The 26,741-nt window shown below is 42.6% G+C and carries 24 protein-coding genes and 1 pseudogene; 17 read left to right on the top strand and 8 right to left on the bottom strand.

Going from position 1 to position 26,741, the window contains the following annotated elements; translation table 11 throughout:
• Window positions 1-79 precede the first annotated feature (79 nt).
• The 3 genes from J7J00_RS09390 to J7J00_RS09380 all read left to right on the top strand — a co-directional run bounded on the left by J7J00_RS09390 (window position 80) and on the right by J7J00_RS09380 (window position 3,789).
• The gene (locus tag J7J00_RS09390; protein WP_214790127.1) at window positions 80-946 is read left to right on the top strand and encodes an ATP-binding protein; all 867 of its coding nucleotides are present in this window, start codon (window positions 80-82) and stop codon (window positions 944-946) included.
• A 15-nt stretch (window positions 947-961) separates the two neighbouring features.
• Window positions 962-2,878, top strand: a complete 1,917-nt coding sequence (locus tag J7J00_RS09385; RefSeq protein ID WP_214790126.1) for a vWA domain-containing protein — start codon at window positions 962-964, stop codon at window positions 2,876-2,878.
• Window positions 2,879-3,093: 215 nt separating this feature from the next.
• Window positions 3,094-3,789, top strand: a complete 696-nt coding sequence (locus tag J7J00_RS09380; RefSeq protein WP_214790125.1) for a hypothetical protein — start codon at window positions 3,094-3,096, stop codon at window positions 3,787-3,789.
• Between the two features lie 51 nt (window positions 3,790-3,840).
• Here the strand turns inward: J7J00_RS09380 and J7J00_RS09375 are convergent, their stop codons facing one another.
• A complete protein-coding gene (locus tag J7J00_RS09375) occupies window positions 3,841-3,960 on the bottom strand; it encodes a DUF4023 family protein (protein WP_061465287.1) in 120 nt (39 codons plus the stop codon).
• A 431-nt stretch (window positions 3,961-4,391) separates the two neighbouring features.
• Between J7J00_RS09375 and J7J00_RS09370 the strand changes: the two genes are divergently transcribed.
• From J7J00_RS09370 to eutC, 6 genes and pseudogenes are all read left to right on the top strand, one after another.
• Window positions 4,392-5,768, top strand: a complete 1,377-nt coding sequence (locus J7J00_RS09370) for a sensor histidine kinase (RefSeq protein ID WP_214790124.1) — start codon at window positions 4,392-4,394, stop codon at window positions 5,766-5,768.
• A gap of 9 nt (window positions 5,769-5,777) precedes the next feature.
• Window positions 5,778-6,362 carry an ANTAR domain-containing response regulator gene (locus J7J00_RS09365; RefSeq protein ID WP_141994575.1) on the top strand — a complete coding sequence of 195 codons (585 nt, stop codon included), beginning with the start codon at window positions 5,778-5,780 and terminating at the stop codon, window positions 6,360-6,362.
• 147 nt (window positions 6,363-6,509) lie between these two features.
• On the top strand, window positions 6,510-7,781 hold the full coding sequence (eutH, locus tag J7J00_RS09360) for an ethanolamine utilization protein EutH (protein WP_214790123.1): 1,272 nt from the start codon (window positions 6,510-6,512) through the stop codon (window positions 7,779-7,781).
• A gap of 18 nt (window positions 7,782-7,799) precedes the next feature.
• Window positions 7,800-9,206, top strand: a complete 1,407-nt coding sequence (locus J7J00_RS09355; RefSeq protein ID WP_214790121.1) for an ethanolamine ammonia-lyase reactivating factor EutA — start codon at window positions 7,800-7,802, stop codon at window positions 9,204-9,206.
• An 18-nt stretch (window positions 9,207-9,224) separates the two neighbouring features.
• Complete coding sequence (locus J7J00_RS09350) at window positions 9,225-10,589, top strand: ethanolamine ammonia-lyase subunit EutB (protein ID WP_214790119.1); 1,365 nt, start codon at window positions 9,225-9,227, stop codon at window positions 10,587-10,589.
• Window positions 10,590-10,621: 32 nt separating this feature from the next.
• A pseudogene (eutC, locus tag J7J00_RS09345) lies at window positions 10,622-11,347 on the top strand (ethanolamine ammonia-lyase subunit EutC); the annotation flags it as partial.
• A gap of 682 nt (window positions 11,348-12,029) precedes the next feature.
• Here the strand turns inward: eutC and J7J00_RS09340 are convergent.
• Entirely contained in the window at window positions 12,030-12,755 is a 726-nt protein-coding gene (locus J7J00_RS09340; protein ID WP_214790114.1) for a DUF4261 domain-containing protein, read from the bottom strand.
• A gap of 260 nt (window positions 12,756-13,015) precedes the next feature.
• Between J7J00_RS09340 and J7J00_RS09335 the strand changes: the two genes are divergently transcribed.
• Entirely contained in the window at window positions 13,016-13,735 is a 720-nt protein-coding gene (locus tag J7J00_RS09335) for a YebC/PmpR family DNA-binding transcriptional regulator (RefSeq protein WP_053536610.1), read from the top strand.
• Between the two features lie 100 nt (window positions 13,736-13,835).
• Here the strand turns inward: J7J00_RS09335 and J7J00_RS09330 are convergent, their stop codons facing one another.
• Window positions 13,836-15,242, bottom strand: coding sequence for a polysaccharide deacetylase family protein (locus J7J00_RS09330; RefSeq protein ID WP_214790112.1), 1,407 nt, complete (start codon window positions 15,240-15,242; stop codon window positions 13,836-13,838).
• Window positions 15,243-15,427: 185 nt separating this feature from the next.
• On the opposite strand from J7J00_RS09330, the gene J7J00_RS09325 reads away from it, so the two are divergent.
• Complete coding sequence (locus J7J00_RS09325; RefSeq protein WP_214790110.1) at window positions 15,428-15,943, top strand: RNA polymerase sigma factor SigV; 516 nt, start codon at window positions 15,428-15,430, stop codon at window positions 15,941-15,943.
• Window positions 15,928-16,797 (top strand): anti-sigma-V factor RsiV, encoded by an 870-nt coding sequence (gene rsiV / locus J7J00_RS09320; RefSeq protein WP_141994584.1) that lies wholly within the window; start codon window positions 15,928-15,930, stop codon window positions 16,795-16,797. The genes J7J00_RS09325 and rsiV overlap by 16 nt, the downstream gene beginning before the upstream one ends.
• An 88-nt stretch (window positions 16,798-16,885) precedes the next feature.
• Here the strand turns inward: rsiV and J7J00_RS09315 are convergent, their stop codons facing one another.
• Window positions 16,886-17,110 carry a hypothetical protein gene (locus J7J00_RS09315; protein ID WP_214790108.1) on the bottom strand — a complete coding sequence of 75 codons (225 nt, stop codon included), beginning with the start codon at window positions 17,108-17,110 and terminating at the stop codon, window positions 16,886-16,888.
• A gap of 333 nt (window positions 17,111-17,443) precedes the next feature.
• On the opposite strand from J7J00_RS09315, the gene J7J00_RS09310 reads away from it, so the two are divergent.
• Entirely contained in the window at window positions 17,444-18,937 is a 1,494-nt protein-coding gene (locus J7J00_RS09310; RefSeq protein WP_214790106.1) for a peptide MFS transporter, read from the top strand.
• A 262-nt stretch (window positions 18,938-19,199) separates the two neighbouring features.
• Here J7J00_RS09310 and J7J00_RS09305 read toward each other — a convergent pair whose 3' ends face one another.
• The 4 genes from J7J00_RS09305 to J7J00_RS09290 form a co-directional block, all read right to left on the bottom strand.
• Window positions 19,200-19,472 (bottom strand): YesK family protein, encoded by a 273-nt coding sequence (locus J7J00_RS09305; protein WP_214790104.1) that lies wholly within the window; start codon window positions 19,470-19,472, stop codon window positions 19,200-19,202.
• A gap of 495 nt (window positions 19,473-19,967) precedes the next feature.
• Window positions 19,968-21,350, bottom strand: a complete 1,383-nt coding sequence (bioA, locus tag J7J00_RS09300) for an adenosylmethionine--8-amino-7-oxononanoate transaminase (RefSeq protein WP_214790102.1) — start codon at window positions 21,348-21,350, stop codon at window positions 19,968-19,970.
• Window positions 21,347-22,054: a dethiobiotin synthase gene (gene bioD, locus J7J00_RS09295; RefSeq protein WP_214790100.1), complete on the bottom strand. Its 708-nt coding sequence runs from the start codon at window positions 22,052-22,054 to the stop codon at window positions 21,347-21,349. Before bioD ends, bioA begins: the two co-directional genes overlap by 4 nt.
• Entirely contained in the window at window positions 22,033-22,617 is a 585-nt protein-coding gene (locus J7J00_RS09290) for a biotin transporter BioY (protein WP_214790098.1), read from the bottom strand. The genes bioD and J7J00_RS09290 overlap by 22 nt, the downstream gene beginning before the upstream one ends.
• A gap of 381 nt (window positions 22,618-22,998) precedes the next feature.
• Here J7J00_RS09290 and bioB point away from each other — a divergent pair, with 381 nt between their 5' ends.
• From bioB to J7J00_RS09270, 4 genes are all read left to right on the top strand, one after another.
• A complete protein-coding gene (bioB, locus tag J7J00_RS09285; RefSeq protein WP_286201265.1) occupies window positions 22,999-23,964 on the top strand; it encodes a biotin synthase BioB in 966 nt (321 codons plus the stop codon).
• Between the two features lie 1,017 nt (window positions 23,965-24,981).
• Window positions 24,982-25,119 carry a hypothetical protein gene (locus J7J00_RS09280; protein ID WP_214790094.1) on the top strand — a complete coding sequence of 46 codons (138 nt, stop codon included), beginning with the start codon at window positions 24,982-24,984 and terminating at the stop codon, window positions 25,117-25,119.
• Between the two features lie 294 nt (window positions 25,120-25,413).
• Entirely contained in the window at window positions 25,414-26,112 is a 699-nt protein-coding gene (locus J7J00_RS09275) for a polysaccharide deacetylase family protein (RefSeq protein WP_214790140.1), read from the top strand.
• Between the two features lie 17 nt (window positions 26,113-26,129).
• Window positions 26,130-26,729: a DedA family protein gene (locus tag J7J00_RS09270; RefSeq protein WP_214790092.1), complete on the top strand. Its 600-nt coding sequence runs from the start codon at window positions 26,130-26,132 to the stop codon at window positions 26,727-26,729.
• Window positions 26,730-26,741 lie beyond the last annotated feature (12 nt).

The raw sequence follows: 26,741 nt of genomic DNA, 5'->3' as shown, positions 1-26,741 counted from the left end.
CGCCTCCTCCTACTCGATTTAGTGTTTGTTTTTAATGGGAAAGAGCCTTAAAATGTTCAGAAAGGGGTGTAGGAACACAATGATCAATCGATTACCAATAGAAATCGCAAATATATTACAAGCAAGCAAAAAAAATCCTGTTCAATTCGAGGAATTAATCAGGAGCGGCGGATATCTGCCTCCCGAGATGGAGCTGATGGTGGATGCCATTACTGCCTTAAGCATGGGGAAGAATATCCTTTTGAAGGGTCCGACAGGGGCTGGAAAGACAAAGTTTGCCGAGACATTATCGAATTTATTCAACCAGCCGATGTTCAGTGTCAACTGCTCAGTCGACTTGGATGCCGAAAGCTTATTGGGCTTCAAGACGTTGGCTTACAAAGAGGAAAAACAAGTGATAGAATTCGTACCTGGACCAGTGACCAATTCGATGAATCATGGTCACTTCCTATATATAGATGAAATCAACATGGCAAAACCGGAAACTCTGCCGCTTATCAATGGTGTGCTTGATTACAGAAGGACAATAACGAATCCGTTCACGAATGAAGTCATAACGGCAAAAGATGGCTTTAATGTGATTGCTGCAATCAACGAAGGGTATGTCGGTACAGTGCCGCTGAATGAAGCGCTAAAAAATAGGTTTGTCGTAATTGAAGTTCCTTATATCGAAGGGGAGCAGTTAAAGCAATTGATAGAAACCAATACAAAGTTGAAGGATCCAAGAAGCATTGAATTGTTCGTTAAACTGTCGAGTGATTTGATAAATGCCGTGAATCAAGGGAAGGTGGCTGAGGATGCGGCATCGATCAGGGCTTTGCTTGATGCTTGCGATCTGAGTGTGTTGATCCCGCCGAAACGGGCGATTCTTCGTTCCATAGTGGATAAGTTGGACGAGGAACGGGAGCGTGAGTTTGTGAAGAACTTGGCTGACACATTATTCTAACTAGGAGAATGCCTCATGAAGTATATCCGTTTCAATGATTCAATAATAGATACGGCTCTTTTTTTACAGCTGCAGGATCTCTCGACTGTTTTATCCGGCATTCCTGAGCTGGAATTCGAATACAATTATGGTTCCTTCATTGATCTGATCGAGAATAAGGTCACAGCCAGCCATTTTTGGGAAAATGGCAATAAGGAAGTGAAGGAAGCGGGACTGAAAACGGACGTGCTCCTTAGGACGATAGGTACGCTGCATCATTCAACAATCCAGAGCATGAAGGAGTACCAGGATATCATCGGGGAAAGTTCGCTTCCGAAGTTTGCGGCCCAATTATTCGCTTTACTGGAAGACTTGCGATTGGAAGAATTGGTGAAGAAGGAAAGGCCAGGCACGAAAAAATGGTTTTCGGTAAGAGGGGCTTACCTTAAACAATATTTCGAAAGCCAATTGACGACGAATGTCACAAGAAGTTTTGCACTGGATGAATTATACTGCCTCATATATTTACTGCTTCAATCTGACAGGCCTGACCCGATTTTTCCAAGAGCCAATGTAAGGCAGCTGGAAGAACTGGAGAAACTCAAGCCGTTCATCCATTCTGTCTTTGAAGCCACTAAAACCAGTGACATCACGAGGATTTGCGAGCAAATCGTTTTCCGTGTGAACGATGGATACGAGGATACGATGAATGAATATTTCATCTTTCCCATTGCAAATGTGGAAAAGTATAAGGCAAATACCTTGTTTGATGAACTGACTAGAAATGATGAACTGTTAAACGATGATACAGAAGATGCAGACGAAGAAAAAAGTGAGTTCATTGATGAAAAATTCTCGACATGGCACCGGGAGAATAAGAACGGCGAGAGTAATTCGACTTTTCTTCAATTCGAATTGGAGCAGGGAACGAAAACAAGTCTGATGGGCGGAGGTGCACGGGAAGCTGAAGATGCCGACCAAGCACTGGCTTCCATCCAGGGTTCATCAGGGGAAAGTAAACAAAAGGAATACAATCAGAAGGAAACGCTGGAGAAGAAACAAACGAATATGGGCAAAAGTGGTGAACATCCATTTGGTGAAGAAAACAAAGACGTCGTTCAGGTAATCAAGGAAGCCAAAATGCCAACACTTACGGAAGAGAAACGCTACCGTGAATTTGTTGCGGATATCGAACCGTTCAAGAGAAAACTCTCCAGTACAATTGAAAAGACACTGGAAAATAAAAAGAACGCACCAAGAAAAGATTTGGTTTTTGGCCGCTTATCGAAGAAATTACTGCCGCTTGTTTTTGAAGAAAATCCTCGGGTCTTTTATAAAAAGAACCAGGATTCAAATGAAATGGATGCCGTATTCACATTGCTGATCGATTGCTCCGCTTCCATGCATAACAAAATGGATGAAACGAAACGAGGGGTCGTCCTGTTTCATGAAGTACTAAAAAAATTAAAGATCCCCCACTCGATCGTTGGATTTTGGGAAGATGCAAATGAAGTGAGAGAAGGATATCAGCCGAACTACTTCCATGTGATCCAGTCCCATTCCGGTTCTCTTTATCTAAACTCAGGAGCTAAGATCATGCAGCTTGAACCAGAGGAAGACAACAGGGACGGATACAGTATCAGGGTTGCCGCAATGGAATTGGAAAAAAGGCGGGAAAAGAACCGGTTCTTGCTCGTGTTTTCCGATGGTGAGCCGGCAGCAAGCGATTATGATCAAAATGGCATTGTTGATACACATCTTGCTGTTTCGGAAGCCAGGAAAAAGGGCATAGAAGTCATCGGCCTGTTTTTAGCGGATGGAGGCATCGAGGAAAGTGAAGAATTGACGATGAAAAACATCTATGGAAAAGAGCGCCTAATGATTCCGAGTGTAGCTGAATTGCCAGAGCAATTTACACCGCTGTTAAAAAAACTGTTGCTGAAGACCATATGAGAAACGAAGTTCCCCCCACTCGTCATTTAAAACGGGCAAATGCATTTGATTAGAATATTAGTAAAAAACGCAATAGGATTCAATGGATCTTACTGCGTTTTTTTGTAATGGAAGTTATTTGAAGTAAGTGAATATATTGATGGAAACTTGAAAGAACGAATACGATTCTTTTGGCGGGATTAGGGTAAACCATAAATGAGGAAGTGATCGTTTTGATGAATTTACTTTTTATGCTGCTTTATTTTATAATCATCGTTCTTGTTATTGAAATATCGGTTACCTTGCTGAAATTGACTGGATTAAAAAGCACAGTGGCCAGATTTCAGGTTATCTCCATGCTGACGGGTACTGGTTTTACAACTGACGAGTCAAAATCCATCATTGATCATCCCATTCGAAGGAAAATAAGCATGTTTTTAATTTTATTTGGTGCTTTCTCGCTTGCTGTTATCATTTCATCGATCAGTACATTGCTTATGGATGATCTGCGCTTGATGGAGTTAAGCATCATTATAGGAATTCTGGTGGTTCTAGTCGTATTAGTGAAATCTCCATTCCTGCATAATAGAATATCGAATAAGATGAAAAGTGAAATGTACAATCATTATGAATTATGGGAACACCCGATAGAGGAGGTCCTTTTTTTAGAAGATGAAGACGTGGTCATGGAAATCGATATTTATGAGGACTCTGAATTCATAGATGTCAAAGCCTTTGATGTCATATCACAGGGAGCGGACATCAATATCTTATTTATTGAAAGCGGAGAAGTGAAAATCAGGAAAGAGTTATATGAGTATAAAATCAAATTAGGCGATAACCTCTTTTTATATGGAAATAAAAATGAGATAGAAGACACATTCTCAAAAGAAATTGAAGAGATGAAGAAGAAAAAAAGTACATCGGAGTGAAAAGAATCCCAGCCCTATGTTAAGGCTGGGATCTTTTGAAGGTGGGCCTCATTAATGTTTTTTATTCGGTAATTTCTGAGCGGGATTCCCGTTGCCTTGACGGCGGAAATTGCCTTCTTCCTTTTTCTGCTGCTCTTGAATGCTTTCAACAAATTCCTTTGAACTTTTCATGGAATGTACCTCCTCCGATATTTTCTTCTTTACTATAACCAGAAGAGGTGAAATTCATGAGTAATGCATGGAATCTGACTACATTAACAGGGATAAAGACTAAATCTCATAGGAAAAAATGTCCTCTTTAAAAAAAGGGGATTTTTTTTATCGCTCACTGTACAAAGATTTCTACAGTGCTACATCTAACGGCTGATCTGGCCAATTGGGTTCCCTCCTGTTGCAAGTTTATTGATATAGCTGTCAAAGAGTTTGCTGGTGTATGGGTGTTTATTTCACGAGTGAATTGATAAGCCTGTGAATCAATCGTTTTAAATATCGGTGTTAGAATACATTACATAAGAATATTTTGAATATTGACAAAAATAAGGGTGGTATCTATAATAATCAATAATAATATCCATGAATAAACGTTTATTGGGGTTTTGCCTATGGAACGGACAATGACTGTCCGAGAATTATGTGAGGTGCATACTCATTTACTGGACAAGGATATTCAGATTCTTGAAAACCTATCAACGAATTTGTCGTTGATAGCCAATTTGAATAAAGCGAATGTGTTTATCGATTGTCCGGTGCTTGAAGGGAAGCATGCGATTGTCGTCGCAGAGGCATGCGGACATTCAGTGAAATCGGTTTATGATCATCCAGTTGTCGGAAAATTTGCCTATGAGGCTTTTGAACCGGCAGTATTTTATGTATTGCGGACCGGAAAGGACATGTTCGTGAATCGGGCATTGACTCAAGAGGGAGCAATGGTTCAGCAAAGTGTCGTTCCAATCAAGGGGGAATGCAATCGGGTCATCGCCGTTTTGATCATGGAAAAGGTGATTCACGAAGAACCTGAAACTTCAAAACAGTTTGATAGGCAAGATCAACAAAATTCCTTAGTTCCTGAATTTATCGAGGAGTCCATTTTCCTGATTAATAACCAAAACCGGCTTGTCTATACGAATCCTCCTGCCATTAATCTAGTATCGGATATATGTATGACGGACTGTGTTTTAGGTGAATCCATTTTCGATTATTTTCCTGGCTTTGCCGATGTTCTTGCTTCAAAAGAGGACATTTTAATGAAGGAAATGAACATTGGTAAAAAGATTTTCCAAATAAAGAAATTCCATTTGGGCAACAAGAATTCCGATGAAACGTTCATCATCATCCGGGACCTGACAGAACTGCGGGATAAAGAGAGAGAACTGATTAGCAAGTCAGTGGCCATTCGTGAAATTCATCATAGGGTGAAGAATAATTTGCAGACAGTCGCCAGTTTACTTCGGCTGCAAATGAGGATAGGAGCCCCTGAAGAAAGCAAGCCCCATTTATTGGTCAGTTTGAATCGGGTGTTAAGCATATCGTCGGTTTATGAAATCATTTTGGCAAGCAGTCAGGTCGATCATGTGGACCTGCTGGAGCTTATTAGGAAAATTGGCGATATGATCGTTCATACGGAGGGTCATGCCCGCCAAAGCCTGAGCATTGAATATAGTGGTGATGAGCTTCATTCCATTGATTCCGACATTGGCATTTCTGTCGCGCTGGTTGTGAATGAACTCATTCATAATTGTGTGAAGCATGCTTTCAAGGAAGGGACGGAAGGTAAGATTACCGTATGCTTTCAAAAGGATGGTCCTGAATTGGAAATTCAAGTAAAAGATGATGGCATCGGATATTCACCGGCAGTGAAACCAACTTTAGGGCTGGATATCATCCGCATGACGGTGGAAAATGATTTGGATGGGGAGTTTTCGATTCATCGGATTAAAGAAGGTACCCTGGCTTCTGTAAGATTTCCATACAAGAGGTAGGTGGGAGAAGTGGTCAAGAGGATTTTGGTCGTGGAGGATGAATCGATTGTTCTGCTTGATATAACGATCATGCTCAAGGATGCAGGCTTCGATGTGGTAGGACATGCCCGTAACGGCGAGAAGGCGATTGAATTGGCACATGCATTACAGCCGGATCTCGTTTTGATGGATATCAAAATGCCAAAAATGAATGGGCTTAAGGCTAGTGATGTGATATCCAATACCTTTCAGATTCCGGTCCTGCTTTTAACTGCATTCAGCCAGCGTGAATATATCGACGAGGCGAAGCGCGCGAATATCGTCGGATATCTTGTAAAGCCAATTACGGAGGCGAATTTGATTCCGGCGGTGGAGATAGCTTTGCTGCAAGCAGCCAATACAAAGAAGCATCAGGAACGAAATGCTCAATTGGATGAAACGCTCACAAATCGTAAAGTCATTGAAAAGGCAAAAGGAATTATCATGAAAAGAAAGAATGTAACGGAGGAAACCGCTTACAATAAGCTGAGAAGGCTAAGTATGGATAAGCAGCTTTCCATGGAGACGGTGGCACGTAGAATCATTGCAAATGATCAAAAACAAGTAAATAGATGAAGCAATGGCGCTTTGATGGACCAAATTGGTTGAAGGCAGGCAATTTCTGCCGAGCAACCTAAGTTTGGGCTATAATAGGCGTCTTTTTTTATACCCTTTTTTTAAAGACGAAAGGCTAAATCAAATCGGAATTCAGGGGGAATATGTATGGAGATGGTTGGTAAATTCGTCATTTATATCATTATGGTGTGTGCCGTTGTCGGTGCTATTGCATCGATTAAAGACAGTGAGCAAGGCTTGGGCAAACAGTTCATGGAAGGCTTGCATACCGTTGGCCATATATTTATCCCGGCAGCTGGAATCATGGCCTCGATCCCTTATTTATCATGGTTCATCGATACAGTATGCGGCCCGATTTTCGCTGCGATCGGTGCAGATCCCGCCCTCGCCGCAACAACGATTTTGGCAACGGATATGGGGGGTTACCAATTAGCAGCCGAGCTGCAGCAATCATATGAAGGCTGGATCATGGCGATGATTGTCGGATTCATGTCTGGGGCAACGATTGTATTCTCGATTCCAATGGGACTTGCGATGCTGGAGAAGCGTGATCATAAATACATGGCACTTGGTGTCATGTCAGGAATCCTGACGATTCCGATTGGCGCTTTTATCTCAAGCGTGCTGGTGGTGGCAACGAATTCGAAAATCCGAGAAGTGATTTCCACGAATGCGGATTCTACATATGAATTCGCGTTGAGCTATTTGAAAATTGCCCTGAATCTTTCCCCTCTTCTTATTTTTGTGGTCTTGCTCGCGTTAGGTCTTTATTTCCTGCCGGATTTGATGATCAAAGGTTTCATGTGGTTTGGAAAAATAATGGATGCCGCGATCAAACTTGTACTCGTGTTTTCAATCGTGGAAATTTTCACCGGACTGTTTTCCAATGTACTTGGTGTTTGGGGGTTCCATCCGATCATGGCGGATAAGGCAGACCAGTTCCGTGCCCTGGAAACGGCGGGGTATATCGGGATAATGCTGGCAGGTGCTTTTCCAATGATTTACCTGATTCAAAAATACGCAGGCAAGCCGCTTGAAGCGATGGGCGGCAAAATCGGGCTGAGCAAAGCGGGGAGTGCAGGGATATTAGCCACGGTAGCCAATATATTAGCGATGTTCAAACTTGTTAAAGATATGCCGCCGAAGGATAAGGTCATAAACATTTCCTTCGCCGTGTGTGCGGCCTTCCTATTAGGGGATCATTTATCATTCACAGCCAACTTTCAGCCCTCCTTGATATTGCCGATCATTGTCGGCAAGCTATCTGCCGGAGCGATTGGAATCGGTCTTGCTTACTGGCTGTCCGTTCCGAAAGCTTTGGAATTGGAGGAAAAGGATCGTGAAGCAGGAATTATCGGTGTAAATGAATATAAAACGAAAAACGAGGAAGAAAACAGCAATGAAATCCAAGTGGTGTAAAACTGGGGTGTGATTTTAATGAATGAACAGGTTGAACGAATCATCAGTGCAGGAATTGATATTGGCACCAGTACGACGAAACTTGTCATCAGCGAGCTTTCGCTTAGGAATGTGGCGGGTGGCGGACAGGTGCCAAAAATTGAAATTACCGAAAAGAAAATTCTGTATCGAAGTCCCATTTTCAGGACCCCGCTTTTATCCGATACGGTAATTGATATACCTTCAGTTCAAAGAATGGTGGAAAGTGAATACCATCAAGCCGGGATCACGATCGATAACATACAAACAGGGGCTGTCATCATTACCGGGGAAACGGCAACGAAACAAAATGCAGAAGAAATGGTTTACCGGTTATCTAAAGCGGCGGGGGAATTCCTTGTAGCGGCAGCCGGTCCGGACTTGGAGGGAATCATTGCCGCCAAGGGATCGGGTGCCCATCAACATTCCATAAAGACAAGGAAGACTGTAGCGAACATAGACATTGGCGGGGGAACGGCGAATATTGCCGTATACCGTTCCGGCATGCTTTGCGGAACTTGCACACTGCATATAGGAGGCCGTTTGGTGGAGTGGGAGGGAGCGAAGGTGAAGGTTGCCCCTTCATTAGGGAAATGGCTGAAATCAAAGGGGCTCTCTCCTATGAACGGTGATGGGGCAATGATTACAAATGAAATGGCGAAGGTGCTTTCGAGGTTTTTGGCTGGTTCATTCACAAAAGAAGATGAACTTCTTTTAGTGGGGAAGGAGCCATCATGGGAAGGGCGAATCGATGTGTTGATGTTCTCGGGAGGCGTCAGTGATTGCATCTATCATCAAGAACGGGAGGACAAAAGCTTCCGGGATATCGGCATGATGCTTGCCGCCTCTATTAAGGAAAATGAAGAATTGGCAGCATGGGAGTGGGAACAGCCCGTTGAAACGGTTCGGGCGACTGTCCTTGGAGCAGGCGCACATACGACTGAAATAAGCGGTGCGACCATTGAGGTGAATGATGCTCATCTGCCCGTTCGCAATATCCCGGTCTATCGGATCGATTTTCATGAGGTGATTGATGATGTAACCGCGAGAATGGCACATGCTGTTCAGGATGCGATCACGATATACGACGCCTTGCAGGAGGGGCTGAATTTTGCCTTTTATTTAACGAATTTACCTTATCAATCATTTCGGGACATTCACCAGCTCGCAGTCGCTTTTACCGAGGCTTTGATGCAAAAACCGAATTGGCTGCAGCCTCTGATCATTGTCATGGATAGTGATTATGGGAAGGCACTTGGTCAAACCATTCTAGCGAACCAACCGGATCTGCCGGTCATCTGCATTGATCAGACAGAAGTGGAACATGGTGATTATTTAGATATAGGAAGGCTGCTGCGGACAGGGGTCGTTCCGGTTGTAGTTAAAACGCTAACCTTTCACAGTTAGGAAAAGGAGGATTATACGATGAAATTATCCACTCAATACTTTGGGGAAATCCATCAGTTCAAATCGTTGAAAGAAGTCATGGCCAAAGCGAATGAAGAGAAATCAGGAGATAGGCTTGCTGGAATTGCAGCAGATTCGGTCCAAGAACGGATTGCGGCGAAAGCGGTGCTTAGCGAATTGACCTTGGCAGACATCAGGAACTATCCCCTGCTCTCCCCGGAAGAGGATGAGGTGTCGCGGATCATAGATGGTCTCATCAATGGAACCATCTATCAATCCGTGAAGAACTGGAGCGTTGCCGAGCTGCGTGAATATATTTTGAGTGACGAAACGACCGGCGAGGATTTAAAGCGATTAAGCAGGGGATTGAATAGTGAAATGATTGCTGCGTCAGCCAAGTTAATGTCGAACCTCGACCTTATCCATGCAGCCAATAAAATCGAAGTGCTCACCAAGAATAATAGCACGATCGGATACAAAGGAACGCTTGCTTCGCGCCTTCAGCCTAACCACCCGACCGACAATGTCGATGGCATGCTGGCTTCTTTAAAAGAAGGACTCTCCTATGGAGTCGGGGATGCACTCATTGGAATTAACCCTGTCGATGATTCGGTCGAAAGCGTAAAGCGGCTGCTTCATGCGACACAGGATGTCATCCAAAAGTGGAACATCCCGACCCAAAATTGTGTGCTTGCGCATGTGACCACGCAAATCAAGGCCGTACAGCAGGGTGCGCCTGCCGATATGATTTTTCAAAGCATCGCCGGAACGGAAACGGCCAATCGCTCTTTTGGAATTAACGTACAATTGCTCGAAGAAGCTAATGAGGTCGCGAAGGCCTATGGGACCGGCACAGGCCCGCAGCATCTTTATTTTGAAACGGGGCAAGGCTCCGAGTTATCGGCTGAAGCGCATTTCGGAATCGATCAGGTGACGCTTGAAGCCAGGAACTATGGATTTGCCCGCTATTTTGATCCGTACATTGTCAATACGGTCGTCGGATTCATCGGACCTGAATATCTATATAACAGCAAGCAGGTCATCCGCGCCGGGTTAGAAGATCATTTCATGGGAAAAATGCATGGACTGCCGATGGGTGTGGATATTTGCTATACGAATCATATGAAAGCGGATCAAAATGATATCGAGGACTTGGGTGTACTTTTAACGGCGGCTGGCGTGAATTTCATCATCGCAACTCCGATGGGGGATGACTGCATGTTAAACTATCAGTCTTTGAGTTATCATGATATAGCGACTTTAAGGCAAACGATGGATAAGCGGCCTGCCCCATTATATGAAGCCTGGCTGGAGAAGATGGGGATTATGGAGAATGGAAAATTAACGAAGCGTGCCGGTGATCCAACTATATTTAACCATTAGGAGTGGATGATATGGGAATGAATAATAAGGAAGAATTGGATGCCTTGATGGCGAAAACCCCTGCGCGGATAGGGGTGGGCAGGTCAGGGACCCGGCCGAAAACGAATTCTTGGCTGAAATTTCGTTTTGACCATGCGGCGGCCGTCGATGCTGTATATGGTGAAGTCAGTGATATTCTTTTGAAACGCTTGGATTTATTCAAGGTGAAAACGAGGGCCGCTGATAAGGAAGTCTATTTACGGCGTCCGGATTATGGCAGGAAGCTTTCGGATGAAGCAAAGCGGTTGATAGAAGCCAAATGCATAAAGGCCCCAACGGTTCAAATCATCATTTCCGATGGCTTAAGTGCCAAGGCGATCGAAGAAAATGTGGAGGATGTCTATTTATCTTTCAAACAATCTTTGGCAGTGGCAAGTCTGGATACGGGTACACCTTTTTATATTGAAAAGGGCCGGGTTGCCGTGATGGATGATATCGGTGAAATCCTTGGACCTGAGGTCATTGTCCTGTTGATCGGTGAACGGCCTGGTCTAGTCAGTGCTGAATCATTGAGCGCTTATATTTGCTATAAACCACGTTTGGGCACGATTGAAGCAGAGAGGATGGTCATCTCCAACATTCATAAAGGAGGAATTCCCCCGGTTGAAGCTGGAGCGCATCTCGGCACGGTCATTCAAAAGATCCTCAAATACCAAGCGAGCGGCATGTCCCTTGTGAAGAAGGAACATGAAGAAGAAAGGCGTCAAAAACTCGGTTGAAAAATAAAAATGGAGGAGCGAATTACTCCTCTCAGTTTGTCGTCAAAAGGGGGGAGGGATGGTCTCATCCCGGACGATGAGTAAGACTAGGTCGTTGATTTCCTCTCCAGGCACTCGCTTTCCGCGGGCGGTCCGGAACGTTCTCATTTCGAACCATTATTTTAAAACAAGACTAGATTATCCTTGATGTTTTTTTACTGTAATCCTTATTGGATTGAAGAAATATACGACACTCCTGCCGAATAACTGGCTAGCCGAGACTCCACAGGCGTTTGCTTTGATGAGCTTGGCAGACAGTCGGCGGAAAGGGAGCGGATTTCTGAAATCAACTGGAACGTTTTTAAATAAAAAAACTGCAGGCAAAACTTGCTTTCCTTTGAGTTTGTCGACAAAAGGAGGTTCGAAACGGTCCCATCTCCAACCATGATATTAAAACATGACTAGATTATCCTTGATGTTTTTTTACTGTAATCCTTATTGGATTGAAGAAATATGCGACACTCCTGCCGAATAACTGGCTAGCCGAGACCCCACAGGCGCTTGCGCCGAGGAGGCTTGGCAGACAGTCGGCGGAAAGGGAGCGGATTTCTGAAATCAACTGGAGCATTTTTCAAATAAAAAAACTGCAGGCAAACTCGCTTTAGACGAATTTATCTACAGTCTGGGGGAGCGAATCGCCCCTCTATTTACTTGTCCCTAAATTCCATAATCCAAACGGGTTGTAGAAGGGATGGTCTTCTTCATATCTAAAGTCCTGAAGGCCCGTCAATATAAAGTCTGGTGAATCTTGTTGAATGCTAAAGGTTTCGCCATTCTTAAAGAGAGGACGTTCACCTAAATGATAATAATTAAATGTGTTAAGCAGGGCAGCCGCCTCTTTCGGACTCATTGTGTTAAGTGTCACGGCATCCGGAAGACCAAAAGCCTTCATTCCGAATGAACAATAATAATCTTCCTCTCCGATAATCGTGACAAAATGAGCATATACCGAGAGAATATCCGGGCTATGATGAAGATGCTGCCAATCTCCCTTTGAATGGGCAATTCCAGCCGTTTCTATTTTCACTGCCATTCCGCCTGCCCTTAGGATCGCTGCCCCCGCATCGATCAAATCGATAACAGTTCCGGTATCGGATACATCGGCTATTATATAAACGGTAAAGGTATGGTCATTGATTTCCTCTAATGCATTCTCCGAAAAGGCGTCTTTACTGGCGTAGGAAAAGCTCTCTTTCAAAGTGGGTTCATATTCATGGATCTCCGCCTGAAAAGTAATGTTCTTATCGCTGTTATGAAAAACATTCCCGGCTAACAGATACCCTTCGCTTTGGGAAGCGACCGTTTTAATCAATTCTGTCCGGTCCTTCCATTTACCGGGTATCCCGATGATGATTTGGTTGTCCTTCATGGATCATCTCTCCTTTCCGATCACTTCATACTATACCACTACTTATGTTTTCCAAAGCATTTCATATAAAATAGCGAAAGGCTTCGATAAATGCCTGTGATGGATGTGCAGGACTTTTTCAAAATTATACAATTGATGTATAATATAATCTAGTAAACGTATAGCCTATCTTCAATGGAATTCCCCTGGTGGGTTTTCTCATAGGGCCGTATCTTAATAATCTATTCGTATATATCAATGATGAAAGAGAGTGGAATATAATGGGTCGTAAGTGGAATAACATTAAAGAAAAAAAAGCGTCAAAAGATGCTAATACTAGTCGGATTTATGCTAAGTTCGGACGGGAAATATATGTAGTGGCAAAACAAGGTGAACCAGATCCAGAGTCCAATCAGGCATTAAGGGTCGTACTTGAGCGTGCGAAAACGTACAATGTTCCAAGAGCGATCATTGACCGTGCGATTGAAAAAGCCAAAGGCGGTTCGGAAGAAAACTATGACGAACTTCGTTATGAAGGATTCGGTCCGAATGGTTCAATGGTCATTGTGGATGCATTGACAAACAACGTGAACCGGACGGCATCTGATGTGCGTGCCGCATTTGGGAAAAATGGCGGGAATATGGGTGTCAGCGGATCTGTTGCTTATATGTTCGATGCAACGGCTGTCATCGGGATTGAAGGTAAGACGGCTGATGATGTTCTTGAACTGTTAATGGAAGCGGATGTTGATGTACGAGACATCATTGAAGAAGAAGAAAGTGTCATCGTTTATGCCGAACCTGAACAATTCCATGCTGTACAACAAGCATTCAAGGATGCAGGAATCAGCGATTTTACAGTGGCCGAACTGACGATGCTTGCCCAAAATGACCTAACCCTTCCAGAAGATGCTCAAGCACAATTCGAAAAAATGATTGATGCATTGGAAGATTTGGAAGATGTTCAACAAGTTTATCATAATGTAGATCTTGGTGAATGATAAAATGAGCAGACCTTTGCTATATGATCAAAGGTCTGCTTATTTTATTTGAAAGGAAAGAGCCTGTTTGCGAATCACGAAACAGGCTCTTTCCTTTTGATTATTCATTTATGGTGATTCCGGAAAGTTCACGATCTTTCTGTACCTTTTCCAATTCAGAAATTGTGACCAGTTGATATCCTTGGTCATGCAGTTGCTTGATGATTTTTCCTGCAGCCTGGGCGCTAGTTTGATAGATATCATGCATTAATATGATACTGCCATCTTTGGCTTTGCTCATCACTTTGTTTATGATTTTCTTTTCATTCCGTTCTTTCCAATCTTCGGGATCGACATCCCAAAGTGTGACTTCCATATCCTCCATGTATTCGCGCACATTATTGTTAATCGCTCCATATGGGGGACGGACGAGATTTGGCTCAGCACCTGTAGCTTTTTCTACAGCGTCTTGGGTCTTTTCGATTTGACTTTTGATTTTGTTCTTGCTTAAGCGCGTCAGCTGCGGATGATCCCATGAATGGTTGCCGATCTCATTTCCTTGCTGCAGCATTTTTTGCAGAACTTCCGGATAGTGCTGTACGCGGCTTCCAAGCACGAAAAACGTCGCGTGTCCATCATACTTGTTCAGGTCTTTAAGAATGGACATGGTATAACTTGGATGCGGACCGTCATCGAACGTCAAGGCAATGACCTTTTTTGAAGGGTCGATCCATTCATTTTGCACGGGCAGTTTGGCGACGATATGCTTCGGCTGCCATTCCTTTACACGATCCGCATTCAAATCTTGACTTTGATAGGAATCTAGCAAACTATCTTTAAAAAGTTCCTTCTTGATGGCTATTGTATGGGTCTTAGTTGAATCATCAGTCTTAACGTAGAATACAAGCGTATTTTTCAAGACTGAAAAAGAATTGAAGTTGGCTGCCTTCAGTTTGTTTTCCTTTTTAATGAGACTGTTTGAAATGCCTTCTTCTTCCTTCTCCGTTAACTCTTCAAAAACAATATCGGATAAAACGGATAAATAATCAGTATCCGTGGCAAAGATGTCTTCTATGGAGAGCTTTTGCTGAGATGGAATATCATAAGTGAAGATCTGGGATCCAGACTGTTTCTTTCCTTCCACTTGCTCATATTTATCGAAGGAAATCGTAATGGTCTGTTTGCTGAAATGGAGGATCGTATAAGTGAGGTTAAGCTCGGAAGATTTTCCGTCGGATGCTTTCCATTTCTTTTCATAATCCTTAATTTCTTTCTTTATGTAGGCTTCTAGCTGTTTGTCGATATTATCCAAATGCAGAACGGGCCTGCTGGCTGAATACCCGCCTTTCGTATTATCTTTCACATACGTTTGAATATCGGCTTCTGGGTAATTTTCATCAGTCGTATAGGCCGAAACGGTTCTTTTCTTATCAAAAGCAAGGCTTTTGATGGCTAACCCCAACGTTCCCACAGCAGCTGTTAAACAAAATAGAAAAATAAAGACTTTTTTATAATTTAATTTACTCATGATGCACTCCACCTCGATAATCATTCTACTATATAGACGCGCCAAAAGCCTTAAAAGTTTGTAAAAAATTTCATTTTTTTATATTTATATATTTCCTTGTTCATTTTCAAACTTTTATGGGTGCACAAACGTCTATCCTTTGTACCCAGGATACGTAATTTAAATGTAAGGAGCTCTTTCATGCAATGAAAAATCTAGATATGAATCAATTAATCGCGGCCCGGATAACCGAACGGCAAGAAAATTTGTACAGACTTGCTTTTTACTATGTTAAAAACCAAGAGGATGCGCTTGATATCGTGCAGGAATCAATCAGGAAAGCGCTGGTCTCCAGCAGCAAAATCAAAGACGCTGCTTCTATAGATAGTTGGTTATATAAGATCATCGTCCGAACGGCACTGGATGTTTTGCGGAAGAAAAAGAAACTGACCGTCGCAGATGACGAAACAATAGAATACTTACGCAGCGGTGAGGAAGATCACTATCCTGACCTGGATTTGCAAAAGGCCCTTGAAGGTCTTTCGGTCAAGTACAAAACGGTAGTCGTTCTCCGTTTCTTCGAGGACCTGAAGCTGGAAGAGATAGCTGCAGTGATGGAAGAGAACGTAAGCACGATTAAAACGAGATTATATAAAGCGCTGCAACTATTGCGAATCAACATGACTGAACGGGAGGAAACGAAAAGATGGAAAAAAAACTAAAAGATCTGCGGGAAGAATATCTGAAAACACCGATACCAAAGGAATTGAATGATGTCGTACAAGCTGCCTTGAATGAAAAGCCCAGGAAGAAGCCAAGGGTTGGCAGGAATATCCTCATGTCAGCGGCTGCAGCGCTTCTGATCGTGACAGCTTCCGTAAACATCAGTCCGGCAGCGGCGAAAGCCATGAGTGAAATCCCGATAGTCGATAAGGTCATCAAAGTGATTACCTTCGTCGAATGGAAAGAAGAAGCGAATAATTCCTCGGCAGTAATCAAAACACCTGCCATATCCGGTCTGGAGAATAAACAGCTCGAAGATAGCTTGAATGAGAAATACTTATCGGAAAGCAAGCAGCTTTATAAGGAATTCACGGACTCCATGTCAAAACTGAAGGAAGGGGAAAAGGGCAATATGTCCGTGGAAAGCGGATATGTGATATTGACGGATAATGAAACGATCTTATCCGTACAGCGTTATACGGATAAGATTTCTGCTTCCAGTTCTACAGAAAGTCAATTCGATACAGTCGACAAGAAAAATGAAGTGCTATTAACATTAAATAGCTTATTTAAAGATGATCGTTATCTTCAGGTGATCAGTGAGAACATCAAAGAACAGATGAAGAGGCAGATGGCAGAAGATCCGGAAAAGGTATATTGGGTTGAAGATGATGACCTTACTGCATTTAAAGGCATCGATGAAAACCAAAACTTTTATATAAACGAAGATGGCAAGCTAGTCATCGCCTTTAACAGCTATGAAGCTGCGCCGGGATATATGGGGGCCGTCGAGTTCATCATTCCGACAAAGGTGCTGTCAGACCTTCTTGTGGGCGATCAATATATCCATTAAAACGGCCTTACTTGTAATTCTTATGATGGGCGGGAGGTTTTTAAAACGGCAAAATACCCATAAAAAAAGACGAACCAACGTTACTTGATTAAAGTAACCTTGGCTCGTCTCTTTTTTGTTCGACTTTCATCTGATCCAGTTCCAGCCTCATTTTTTCCGTCTCCATAAGAAAATTTTCATGTTTAAGTTTTTCTAGTTCCAATTCAACCTTTAGCATATTGTGTTTGGTCTTTGACTGTTTTTCGAAATGGCTTGTCAGTATGGCGATTATAGGGATGGAAAAAATCAGCACAACGGTTATGATCCCTAGCATTATCGTGCCTCCTCATTTTTTTATATCTATTATACGGTGTATATAACGGTTGAAGTTGTTTTTTTAAAAAATGGTTCTCGCTATTTTTCCGATTCTCATTGCATGTGCATGATATGAAACGTAATACCATTGTTGAAGTTAGGGCAATATATCTTTGATGGCAGCTCTCTATTAGACTATATGGGGTGTTTTTAACTTCGAAATCCGGTCTTTGGCTTGAATGGTGGCAACCCTCTTCTATTTATTTTGAAATTAATTATTTAAATATACTAAATATTTATTTACAATAGAGAAAATAAAAGTTATTATACAATAATAAAAGGAGGGCTAGGTATGGCAACGATAAATAAACAGAAAATTGTGGATAGTGTACCTCAAAAAGGTTTTTTTGGAAACCCTAAAGGATTATTCACCCTTTTCTTTACTGAGTTCTGGGAGCGTTTCTCCTATTATGGCATGAAGGCAATTCTTGTTTACTATATGTATTACGAAGTTTCTAAAGGGGGACTAGGTCTTGATGAACCCACAGCCCTTGCCCTTGTATCCATTTACGGATCTTTAGTATATATGTCAGGTATAATTGGCGGATGGCTTGCCGATAGGATCTTCGGGACTTCCAAAGCCGTATTTTACGGTGGTATCTTGATCATGCTCGGGCATATTGTCCTTGCTGTACCAGGCAGTCTCTCCATATTCTTTGTTTCCATGGTACTCATTGTTCTTGGTACTGGTTTATTAAAACCGAATGTTTCCAGCATTGTCGGTGAAATTTACGCGGAAAATGACGAACGCCGGGATTCCGGTTTCAGTATATTCTATATGGGTATCAACATGGGTGCATTCCTTTCACCTTTTGTTGTCGGTACAGTCGGAATGGACTACAGCTTCCATCTTGGTTTTGGACTTGCGGCAATTGGTATGCTAATTGGACTCATCGTCTTTGTTGCTACAAAGAAAAAGAACCTGGGCCTTGCTGGAACTCTTCCTGCTAACCCATTATCACAGAATGAAAAGAAACGCGTATTCACTAAATTGGGGATAGCTGCACTTATCATAGCTGCCATCGTCGGCATTACTGCCGCTAAAGGCATCTTAACGATTCAAACCTTTATTAATCTTGTAGGTATCCTAGGGATCGTTATTCCGACCCTTTATTTCATTTTCATGTATCGCAGCCCTAAAACAACTTCTGTTGAACGTTCACGCTTGATTGCCTATATTCCTTTGTTTATAGCAGCTGTCATGTTCTGGGCGATTCAAGAGCAAGGTGCAACTATATTAGCAAGCTATGCAGACAAACGGACACAGTTGAATTTTGCTGGACTAAAAATAAACCCGGCATGGTTCCAATCTTTGAACCCTTTGTTCATCATCACCCTTGCACCAGTGTTCGCATGGTTATGGATTAAACTAGGAAAGCGTCAGCCGACCATTCCTCAAAAATTCTCAATAGGCTTATTGTTCGCCGGTTTATCATTCCTGGTGATCCTGCTTCCTGTTTATTTCGGTGGATCGGACGCATCAGTCAATCCGCTATGGCTTGTACTTAGCTATTTCCTTGTAGTACTTGGAGAACTTTGTTTATCTCCTGTTGGACTTTCAGCAACTACAAAATTGGCTCCTGCCGCATTCTCGGCACAAACGATGAGCCTTTGGTTCCTGGCAAGTGCAGCAGCACAAGCACTGAACGCACAAATCGTCAGATTCTACACACCTCAAACCGAAATGGCTTATTTTGGCGTGATCGGTGTTGCTTCAATGGTCCTTGGACTGATCCTTATGGTCTTATCTCCAAAGATTCAAGGTTACATGAAAGGCATTCGCTAACACTTAGCCAGCAGCAAAAAAAAGATGACCTCCGAATTAAACGGGGTCATCTTTTTTATTATTATTTCATTCCTTCTAACTATAGAACGAGCTGGTCCAACTTAGCATTTTTTCAATTGCATTATTGCATGTAGCTATTGAATAACACGGGTGGAGGGGGCAAACGCCCAACATATCCGGCTATTTTTCATTTCGGCAATTGGTCTTTTATTCGTTTAGTCTTTGTATATATTCCTATTTTCATAGTCATTTAAATTTAACTCTATCTTTGCACACCTCTGTTTTTACTCGCAATAATTGAAGCCACAATTGCAAAGGGAAGTAAAAAGAAAGCCAGTATTCCATATCCAGCTCCTTCAAACCCTCTAATGTTCGCAAAACCAATGTAAAACAAAATAATTGAAGTTATTACGGTTAATATAGCTGGTAAAAGCCTTATAAATAAAGAAAAATGTAATTTCTTAAACCACCACGCCAAAAGTATTACTAACATTCCAGGGACACAAGCAACCAGGAATGGTACTCCCAACATCATTTTGTAACCTCCTCAAATATCTTATGTAAATAATACCATAATAAGGAAATGATTTTTTATTTAAAGAATGAAAAATACAGCAATTTCCACTCCAGGCACTCGCTTTCCGCGGGCGGTCCGGGAGCCTCCTCGGCGCTCTTCGCGCCTGTGGGGTCTCCCTTGGACGCGCTTCTCCCGCAGGAGTCTCGAACACCCGCTCCAATCAACTTTGTTTTAAAATTTTGATGGAAACCCTTTTTTTACAAAGTGACTTCTAAATGGTCTAATCCCAAACGTGATTTTAAAACAGGACTAGGTTATACTTCATGGTTTTTTCCTGTTTTATAAAGCCACATTAAATTGAAGAAATATGTGACACTCCTGCCAAAAAACTGGATAGCCGAGACCCCACAGGCGCTTGCTTTGATGAGGCTTGGCAGGCAGTCGGCGGAAAGGGAGAGTAAAGGGAAGAGGAAGAAACCGGATGAGCCCTGCTCTTCCGGTTCCTTTTTTGAATCAGTTTGCTGCTGGAATCAATCCTTTATGAATGGAGACTTCCTGGATGGCACGGTAGACGGTTTCGACCATGAAATCGAGTTCTTTTTCTGACATGGAAAGGATCGGCATCATCGTGATGACTGGACCAAGTTCCCGGATGATCAGGCCATTTTCCCGTGCTGTATGGATAATCCCGGAAACGACGTTCTCTTGGAGGGTGAACGTTTCTTTTGTTTCACGGTCTTTAACGATTTCCACTCCAATCATGAAGCCGCGCTGGCGAATATCACCGACGATCGGAAGTTCGTATAGCGCTTGCAGTCTTTGTGATAGATAGTTAGATTTTTTCTGGATGTCTTTAATGAGATTGCGGCTTTCCATCAGCTCGATATTCTTCAGGGCCAGTGCACAGGCTAGCTGGTTTCCTGTATAGGTGTGGCCGTGATAGAAGGTTTTATGTTCTTCCCGTTCTCCCAAAAAGGATTGAAAGATCTGCTCGTTCATGATGGTGGCTGCGAGTGGCATATATCCCCCAGTGATCCCTTTGCCCATACACATGATATCGGGGACGACATCTTCCTGTTCGCAGGCAAACATTGTACCGGTGCGACCGAACCCTACGGCCACCTCGTCACAAATTAAGAGGATATTGTACTTTTTGCATAATTGTTCGACCTCTTTCAAAAAGCCCTGGGGATGGGTTATGATGCCTGCTGCTCCCTGTACCAGCGGTTCAATGATCAATCCTGCAATTTCCTCTGATTGTTCTTGCAGTAACTTCTCCAGTTCCTTCAAGCAATGGTTTTTCACGGCTTCTTGATCCCCATACTCAGTCATGTGATAGGCATATGGTGAAGGGGCGGAGATCCGTTGAAATAAGAGGGGCTTAAAGATTCTATGGTATAGATCCATGCCGCCCACACTCACAGCTCCGACAGTATCGCCGTGGTATGCTTCGTCAAGTGAGACGAATTTGTTTTTATTCTGATGCTTGACGGGATCGATATTCTGCCAATATTGATAAGCGACTTTAAGAGCAATTTCCACAGCGGCAGATCCCGTGTCGGAGTAGAAGACTTTCGATAAAGAACCAGGAGTGATCTCTGCCAGTTTTTTTGCCAGTAAGATCGATGGTACATTCGCAGATCCAAGCAGCGTGGAGTGCGCGACTTTATTCACTTGTTCAATAAGGGCGCCGTTTAATTCCGGCTCGTTATGCCCGTGCACATTCACCCATAATGAAGCATAGCCGTCGAGGTAGCGTTTGCCATCCACATCAATCAGGTAGCTGCCTTCGCCGCGCTCGATGATCAGCGGTTTACTTTCCCGATACGTTTTCATTTGCGTGAACGGATGCCATACATATTCCTTATCCCATTGTTCTAAATCCTGACTGTTCATGCTTTGAACACCTCTTTCAGTTGTTGGGTATAATTTTGATCACCAAGCAAATCAAGGATGCAGTTCCTCAAGTCTTTTCTGACATCGGCCATTGTTGGGATGCAGGCGAGACCATTCAGCCCAGTCAGCTTTTCAATGGTTTCGATATTGTCTTGATGAATCCGATCTTCTGGCCGGTAATGATTATACAAAATGGTTTTCACGTTTATATCATGGACTTGGGCATAAGAATGGGTCGTCACGACATCATGAATCGCCCCTAAACCGCTAGTGGATACGAAGAGGACAGGCATGCCACAATCCCTTATGAAATCCGCTGTCATATAGAAACCTTCCGTCCGTTCAATGAGCGGCACAGCTAATCCGCCAGCGCCCTCGACTAATACGATGTCATACATTTCTTCAAGTTCATGAACCCTTTCCACGACTTTCTTCTCATCGATTTGACTACCAGTTAATTTAATTGCCAAATGTGGGGAGGTTTCGGGCTCCAGTGTGTAAAACCCTGATTCCTTTACACCGAGTTCCTGCTCAAACCAAGATATATCCGGGTATGTATTATTTTCCTCATTGATTCCAGTTTGAAATGGCTTGAAGATCGTGACGCTTTTTCCCAATGTTTGAAGCGATAGATAGAGCGCACTCGTGACGATGGTTTTTCCAATATCCGTGCCAGTTCCAGTTATAAAGTAGGCTTGGCCCATGGATGATTCAGCTCCTTTACGTTTATATATTTTGCAATGCGTGGACGTACTTGTTGAATGATGACAGCACATAGAATGCATAGCATTAAATCACCGGGTACAGGTAATAAGAAGCCGTAGAGAATCGTTTGGTTGATTGAAAGCGGCGTTTCCACAATCCACTTCATCGCACCATACAGCCAGATGCAGCCGAAAAAGTAAACTGTCAGCAAAGAGGCGGCATTAGCAAAGAATATGGAACGAATCGTGGAGAGGGAAAACCGGTTGATCAGCCATCCATTTACATAGGCCCCCAGTATATATCCGAGTAAATATCCGAAAGTGGGTTTGAATATGTAGCCGAATCCCCCGCCTTCAGCAAACACGGGCACCCCGATAAGTCCGATCAAGACGTAGCATAACTGACTGAGCATCCCAAGCCGTGGCCCCAATAATGCGCCTGCCAAATAGACTGCCAGAATTTGCAGTGTAAATGGTATGTAAGGGATAGGTATCTTAATAAAGGCGCCAATGGCAGTTAACGCGGTAAAAAGGGCCACATAAGAAATCGTCCTTGCTTTCAAGTTTTCAACCTCCTTTTTAGAAATGGCTGGTAGAATGCCCACTATTAGTTTGCCTGATTCTCATTTTATATGTCAACTAATTTATATATTTAGTTAACATATGAAATGCCATCTTTCCTAGGATTTAAAGGACAGACTAGGAAAATATTGAAAAAAGACCATTGAATAATATTTTGTATGTATGTTATTATTCAATCGATATGTTAACTTAAAATATTAAAGGTTAACATATTAAAAGTTTTATTTTGTCTTGAGTGTGCAAAATGATCCAATCCGTTCCAAGGATCCAGGTAATTAATCGCGGAGGATTCGTGGGAAGGAATATAGAACATTAAAAGAAAAGAGGGATTAGGTTTGGAAACATTGGTTAGGGATTGGAAGATGTTGGCGGAGAACGTTATCAAAGGATATAAAGTGACGGAGGAAGAGGCATTATCCATCGTACAAGCCCCAGACGAAGAGGTTTTGGAAATTCTGAATGCGGCCTATCTCATACGTAAGCACCATTATGGGAAAAAGGTTAAATTGAATATGATCATCAATACGAAGTCAGGATTATGTCCCGAAGATTGCGGCTACTGCTCGCAGTCGATCGTTTCTGAAGCCCCAATCGATAAATATGCTTGGCTGACTAAAGAAAAGATTGTCGAGGGAGCGCAAGAATCAATTCGTCGCAAAGCGGGTACTTATTGCATCGTTGCGTCCGGCCGACGTCCTACCAACAGGGAAATCGATCATGTCATTGATGCGGTAAAAGAAATCCGCGAAACGACGGATCTTAAAATCTGCTGCTGTTTAGGTTTCCTGAATGAGGAACATGCCGGCAAACTGGCGGAAGCAGGCGTTCATCGCTACAACCACAACTTGAATACATCACAGGAAAACTACAGCAAAATTACATCGACACATACATATGAAGACCGGGTAGATACAGTTGAAGCTGTGAAGGATGCCGGAATGTCCCCATGTTCTGGTGCCATTTTCGGTATGGGGGAATCCGAGGCGGAAGCGGTGGAAATCGCCCTATCCTTACGAAGCCTTGATGCAGATTCCATTCCTTGTAATTTTCTCAATGCAATTGATGGAACGCCGCTTGAGGGTACTTCCGAGTTGACCCCCACTAAATGCCTGAAATTGATTTCGATGATGAGATTCGTTAATCCAAGTAAAGAAATCCGTCTGGCCGGCGGTCGTGAGGTCAATCTCCGTTCCGTGCAGCCTATGGCACTTTATGCAGCCAATTCCATCTTCGTCGGCGATTATTTAACGACAGCCGGTCAAGAACCCACAGCCGATTGGGGAATCATCGAAGACCTTGGATTTGAAATTGAAGAATGTGCTCTTTAATTGGATTTCTTTAAAAAACACCCTCAGGGTGTTTTTTTCAGTTTGTCTATAAAATACTGTCTTATGAGACCCTTATTGGATTGAAGAAATGAACCTGAATGTTTTTTTTTTGAGGGTTTGTTAATATAGAATGTTGATTTCCACTCCAGGCACTCGCTTTCCGCGGGCGGTCCGGGAGCCTCCTCGGCGCTTTGCGCCTATGGGGTCTCCCCTGGCCTCGCATTTCCCGCAGGAGTCTCGCGCCTTCCGTTCCAATCAACTGTAATGTTTTAGAAAAAAATCTGCAGGTAAACTTATTTGATTGAAGAAATGAAAGGAATGTTTTTTTTTGAGGGTTTGTTAATATAGAATGTTGATTTCCACTCCAGGCACTTGCTTTCCGCGGGCGGTCCGGGAGCCTCCTCGGCGCTTTGCGCCTGTGGGGTCTCCACTGGCTACGCATTTCCCGCAGGAGTCTCGCGCCTTCCGTTCCAATCAACTGGAATGTTTTTGAAAAAAATCTGCAGGTAAACTTATTGGATTGAAGAAATGAACGGAATGTTTTTTTGAAGGGTTTGTTAATATAGAATGTTGATTTCCTCTCCAGGCACTCGCTTTCCGTGGGCGATCCGGGAGCCTCCTCGGCGCTTTGCGCCTGTGGGGTCTCCCCTGGCTACGCATTTCCCGCAGGAGTCTCGCGCCTTCCGTTCCAATCAACTGGAATGTTTTTGAAAAAAATCTGCAGGTAAACTTATTGGATTGAAGAAATGAACGGAATGTTTTTTTGAAGGGTTTGTTAATATAGAATGTTGATTTCCTCTCCAGGCACTCGCTTTCCGTGGGCGATTCGGGAGCCTCCTCGGCGCTTTGCGCCTGTGGGGTCTCCCCTGGCTACGCATTTCCCGCAGGAGTCTCGTACCCTCCGTTCCAATCAACTTTGTTTAAAAAATTCAGATAGAAACCCATTTTTCGACAAAAGGAGGTTCGGATTGATCTCACCCCGAACCATGATAATAAAACAAGGCCAGTTTATACTTAATGTTTTTTTCCTGTAATCCTCATTGGATTGAAGAAATTTGCGACACTCCTGCCGAAAAACTGGCTAGCCAAGACCCCGTAGCTGCTTGCGGTGAGGAGGCTTGGCAGACAGTCGGCGGAAAGGGAGCGGATTTCTGAAATCAACTGAACCCTTTTCAAGAAAAAACCTGCAGGGGAACCCGTTTTCTTCTATAGTCTGGGTGTTTTATGATTTTGCTGTAAGCTGGCTAGGCTATTGGTCTGTCAATCTTTACAAAAATAAAAAAATAATTGATAAGTGAAAATAATAAAAAAAAAATGCTAAATTGTAAGAAGAGGTTTTTTAATGAATTAACTGAATACAATAATATTTGCTGCATTGTGGTAAATGATTATGATAAAGGGAAAGGATCAGTATTGGTAATATCAATAATGAGAGGATAGTTTTGTGTGATGCATATATGGCTGATTAGTTTTATTATTTTATTATTGCTATTAATCTTTTATACGATTATCCCAACGGTGCTTATTCGTGTATGCAGTCTGGGAATAACAAAGAAAATCAATTCGAATAATGGGATTGCGCTAACTTTCGATGATGGCCCAAACCCTGAATATACAATAAAATTACTTGATCTTTTAAAAGAGTTTGAGATAAAGGCCACTTTTTTTGTTGTTGGCAGTAAAGTGAAAAGTAATCCTGAGATTATTAAAAGAATGCATGAAGAGGGACATACTATCGGTATCCATCATTTTCATCATGTTTCAAGTTGGGTGCTATCACCAATCCATCTACGGAAACAGTTGGAAATGACTGAAAAGGCGATAAATGAAGTTACGAATGAAAAGGTTGTTTTTTATAGACCGCCATGGGGCCATTTTAATCTATTTACCCCACTTTTCAGTAAGAAATATAGAGTGATAATGTGGTCCGGCATTTTCGGGGATTGGAAGGCGGAAAATTGCAAAAATACTCTGCTTGATCAACTGCGAAGCACTTCGACGGAAGGTTCCATCCTGTTGCTTCATGACTGTGGTGAAACTTTGGGGGCGGATAAAGAGGCACCAGGCTATATGATTGAAATGTTAAAAATATACCTGCAGGAGAGTAAGGAAAAAGGAACACGCTTCATTACTTTAAAAGACTTATAACTAATTCTGGGGGTATTATGAATATAGATACGCTTTTACATTTTATTGATTCATATGGATACCTGATCATTTTTCTTTTTTTATTCTTCGGCATTGTGGGAGTGCCTGCCCCAGAAGAATCACTTCTATTCCTAATTGGGGTGTTGGCTGTCCAAGGTAAGCTCTCTATGGGGTTAGCAATGCTGTGTGCAATTCTCGGCGCCTTTATCGGAATGCTTGCAGCTTATGCATGCGGAAAATATGTGGGGTATCCATTTATAAATAAATATGGAAGATTCATTGGGATTACGAGTGAACGCTGGGAGAAAGCAAAGAAAAACTATACGAATAATGCACAAAAAACATTGGTATTGGGATTTTATATTCCGGGTATAAGACAAATTAGTCCATATTTTGCAGGGATATCATCTATACCCTTTCGGAAATACTTCCTATTTTCCCTATTAGGCACTTTACTCTGGACCGTTCCTTTAATAGTGGCCGGTTATTTTGTGGGGGATGCTTTTGATGTTAATCCCAAATATGTTCCATATTTAGGTGTTGTATTTTTAATTATTTTTGTACTATATGTTACTATCAAATACATGAAAAAGAGAAAACAAATGTCCAAAAGTTGAGTCGGCTCCTTA

Source organism: Bacillus sp. ISL-4 (genome assembly GCF_018613275.1).
Taxonomy (GTDB): Bacteria; Bacillota; Bacilli; order Bacillales; family DSM-1321; genus Peribacillus; species Peribacillus simplex_E.
The sequence above is the reverse complement of the archived record's forward strand: the minus strand, read 5'-3'. Positions and strand labels throughout refer to the sequence as shown.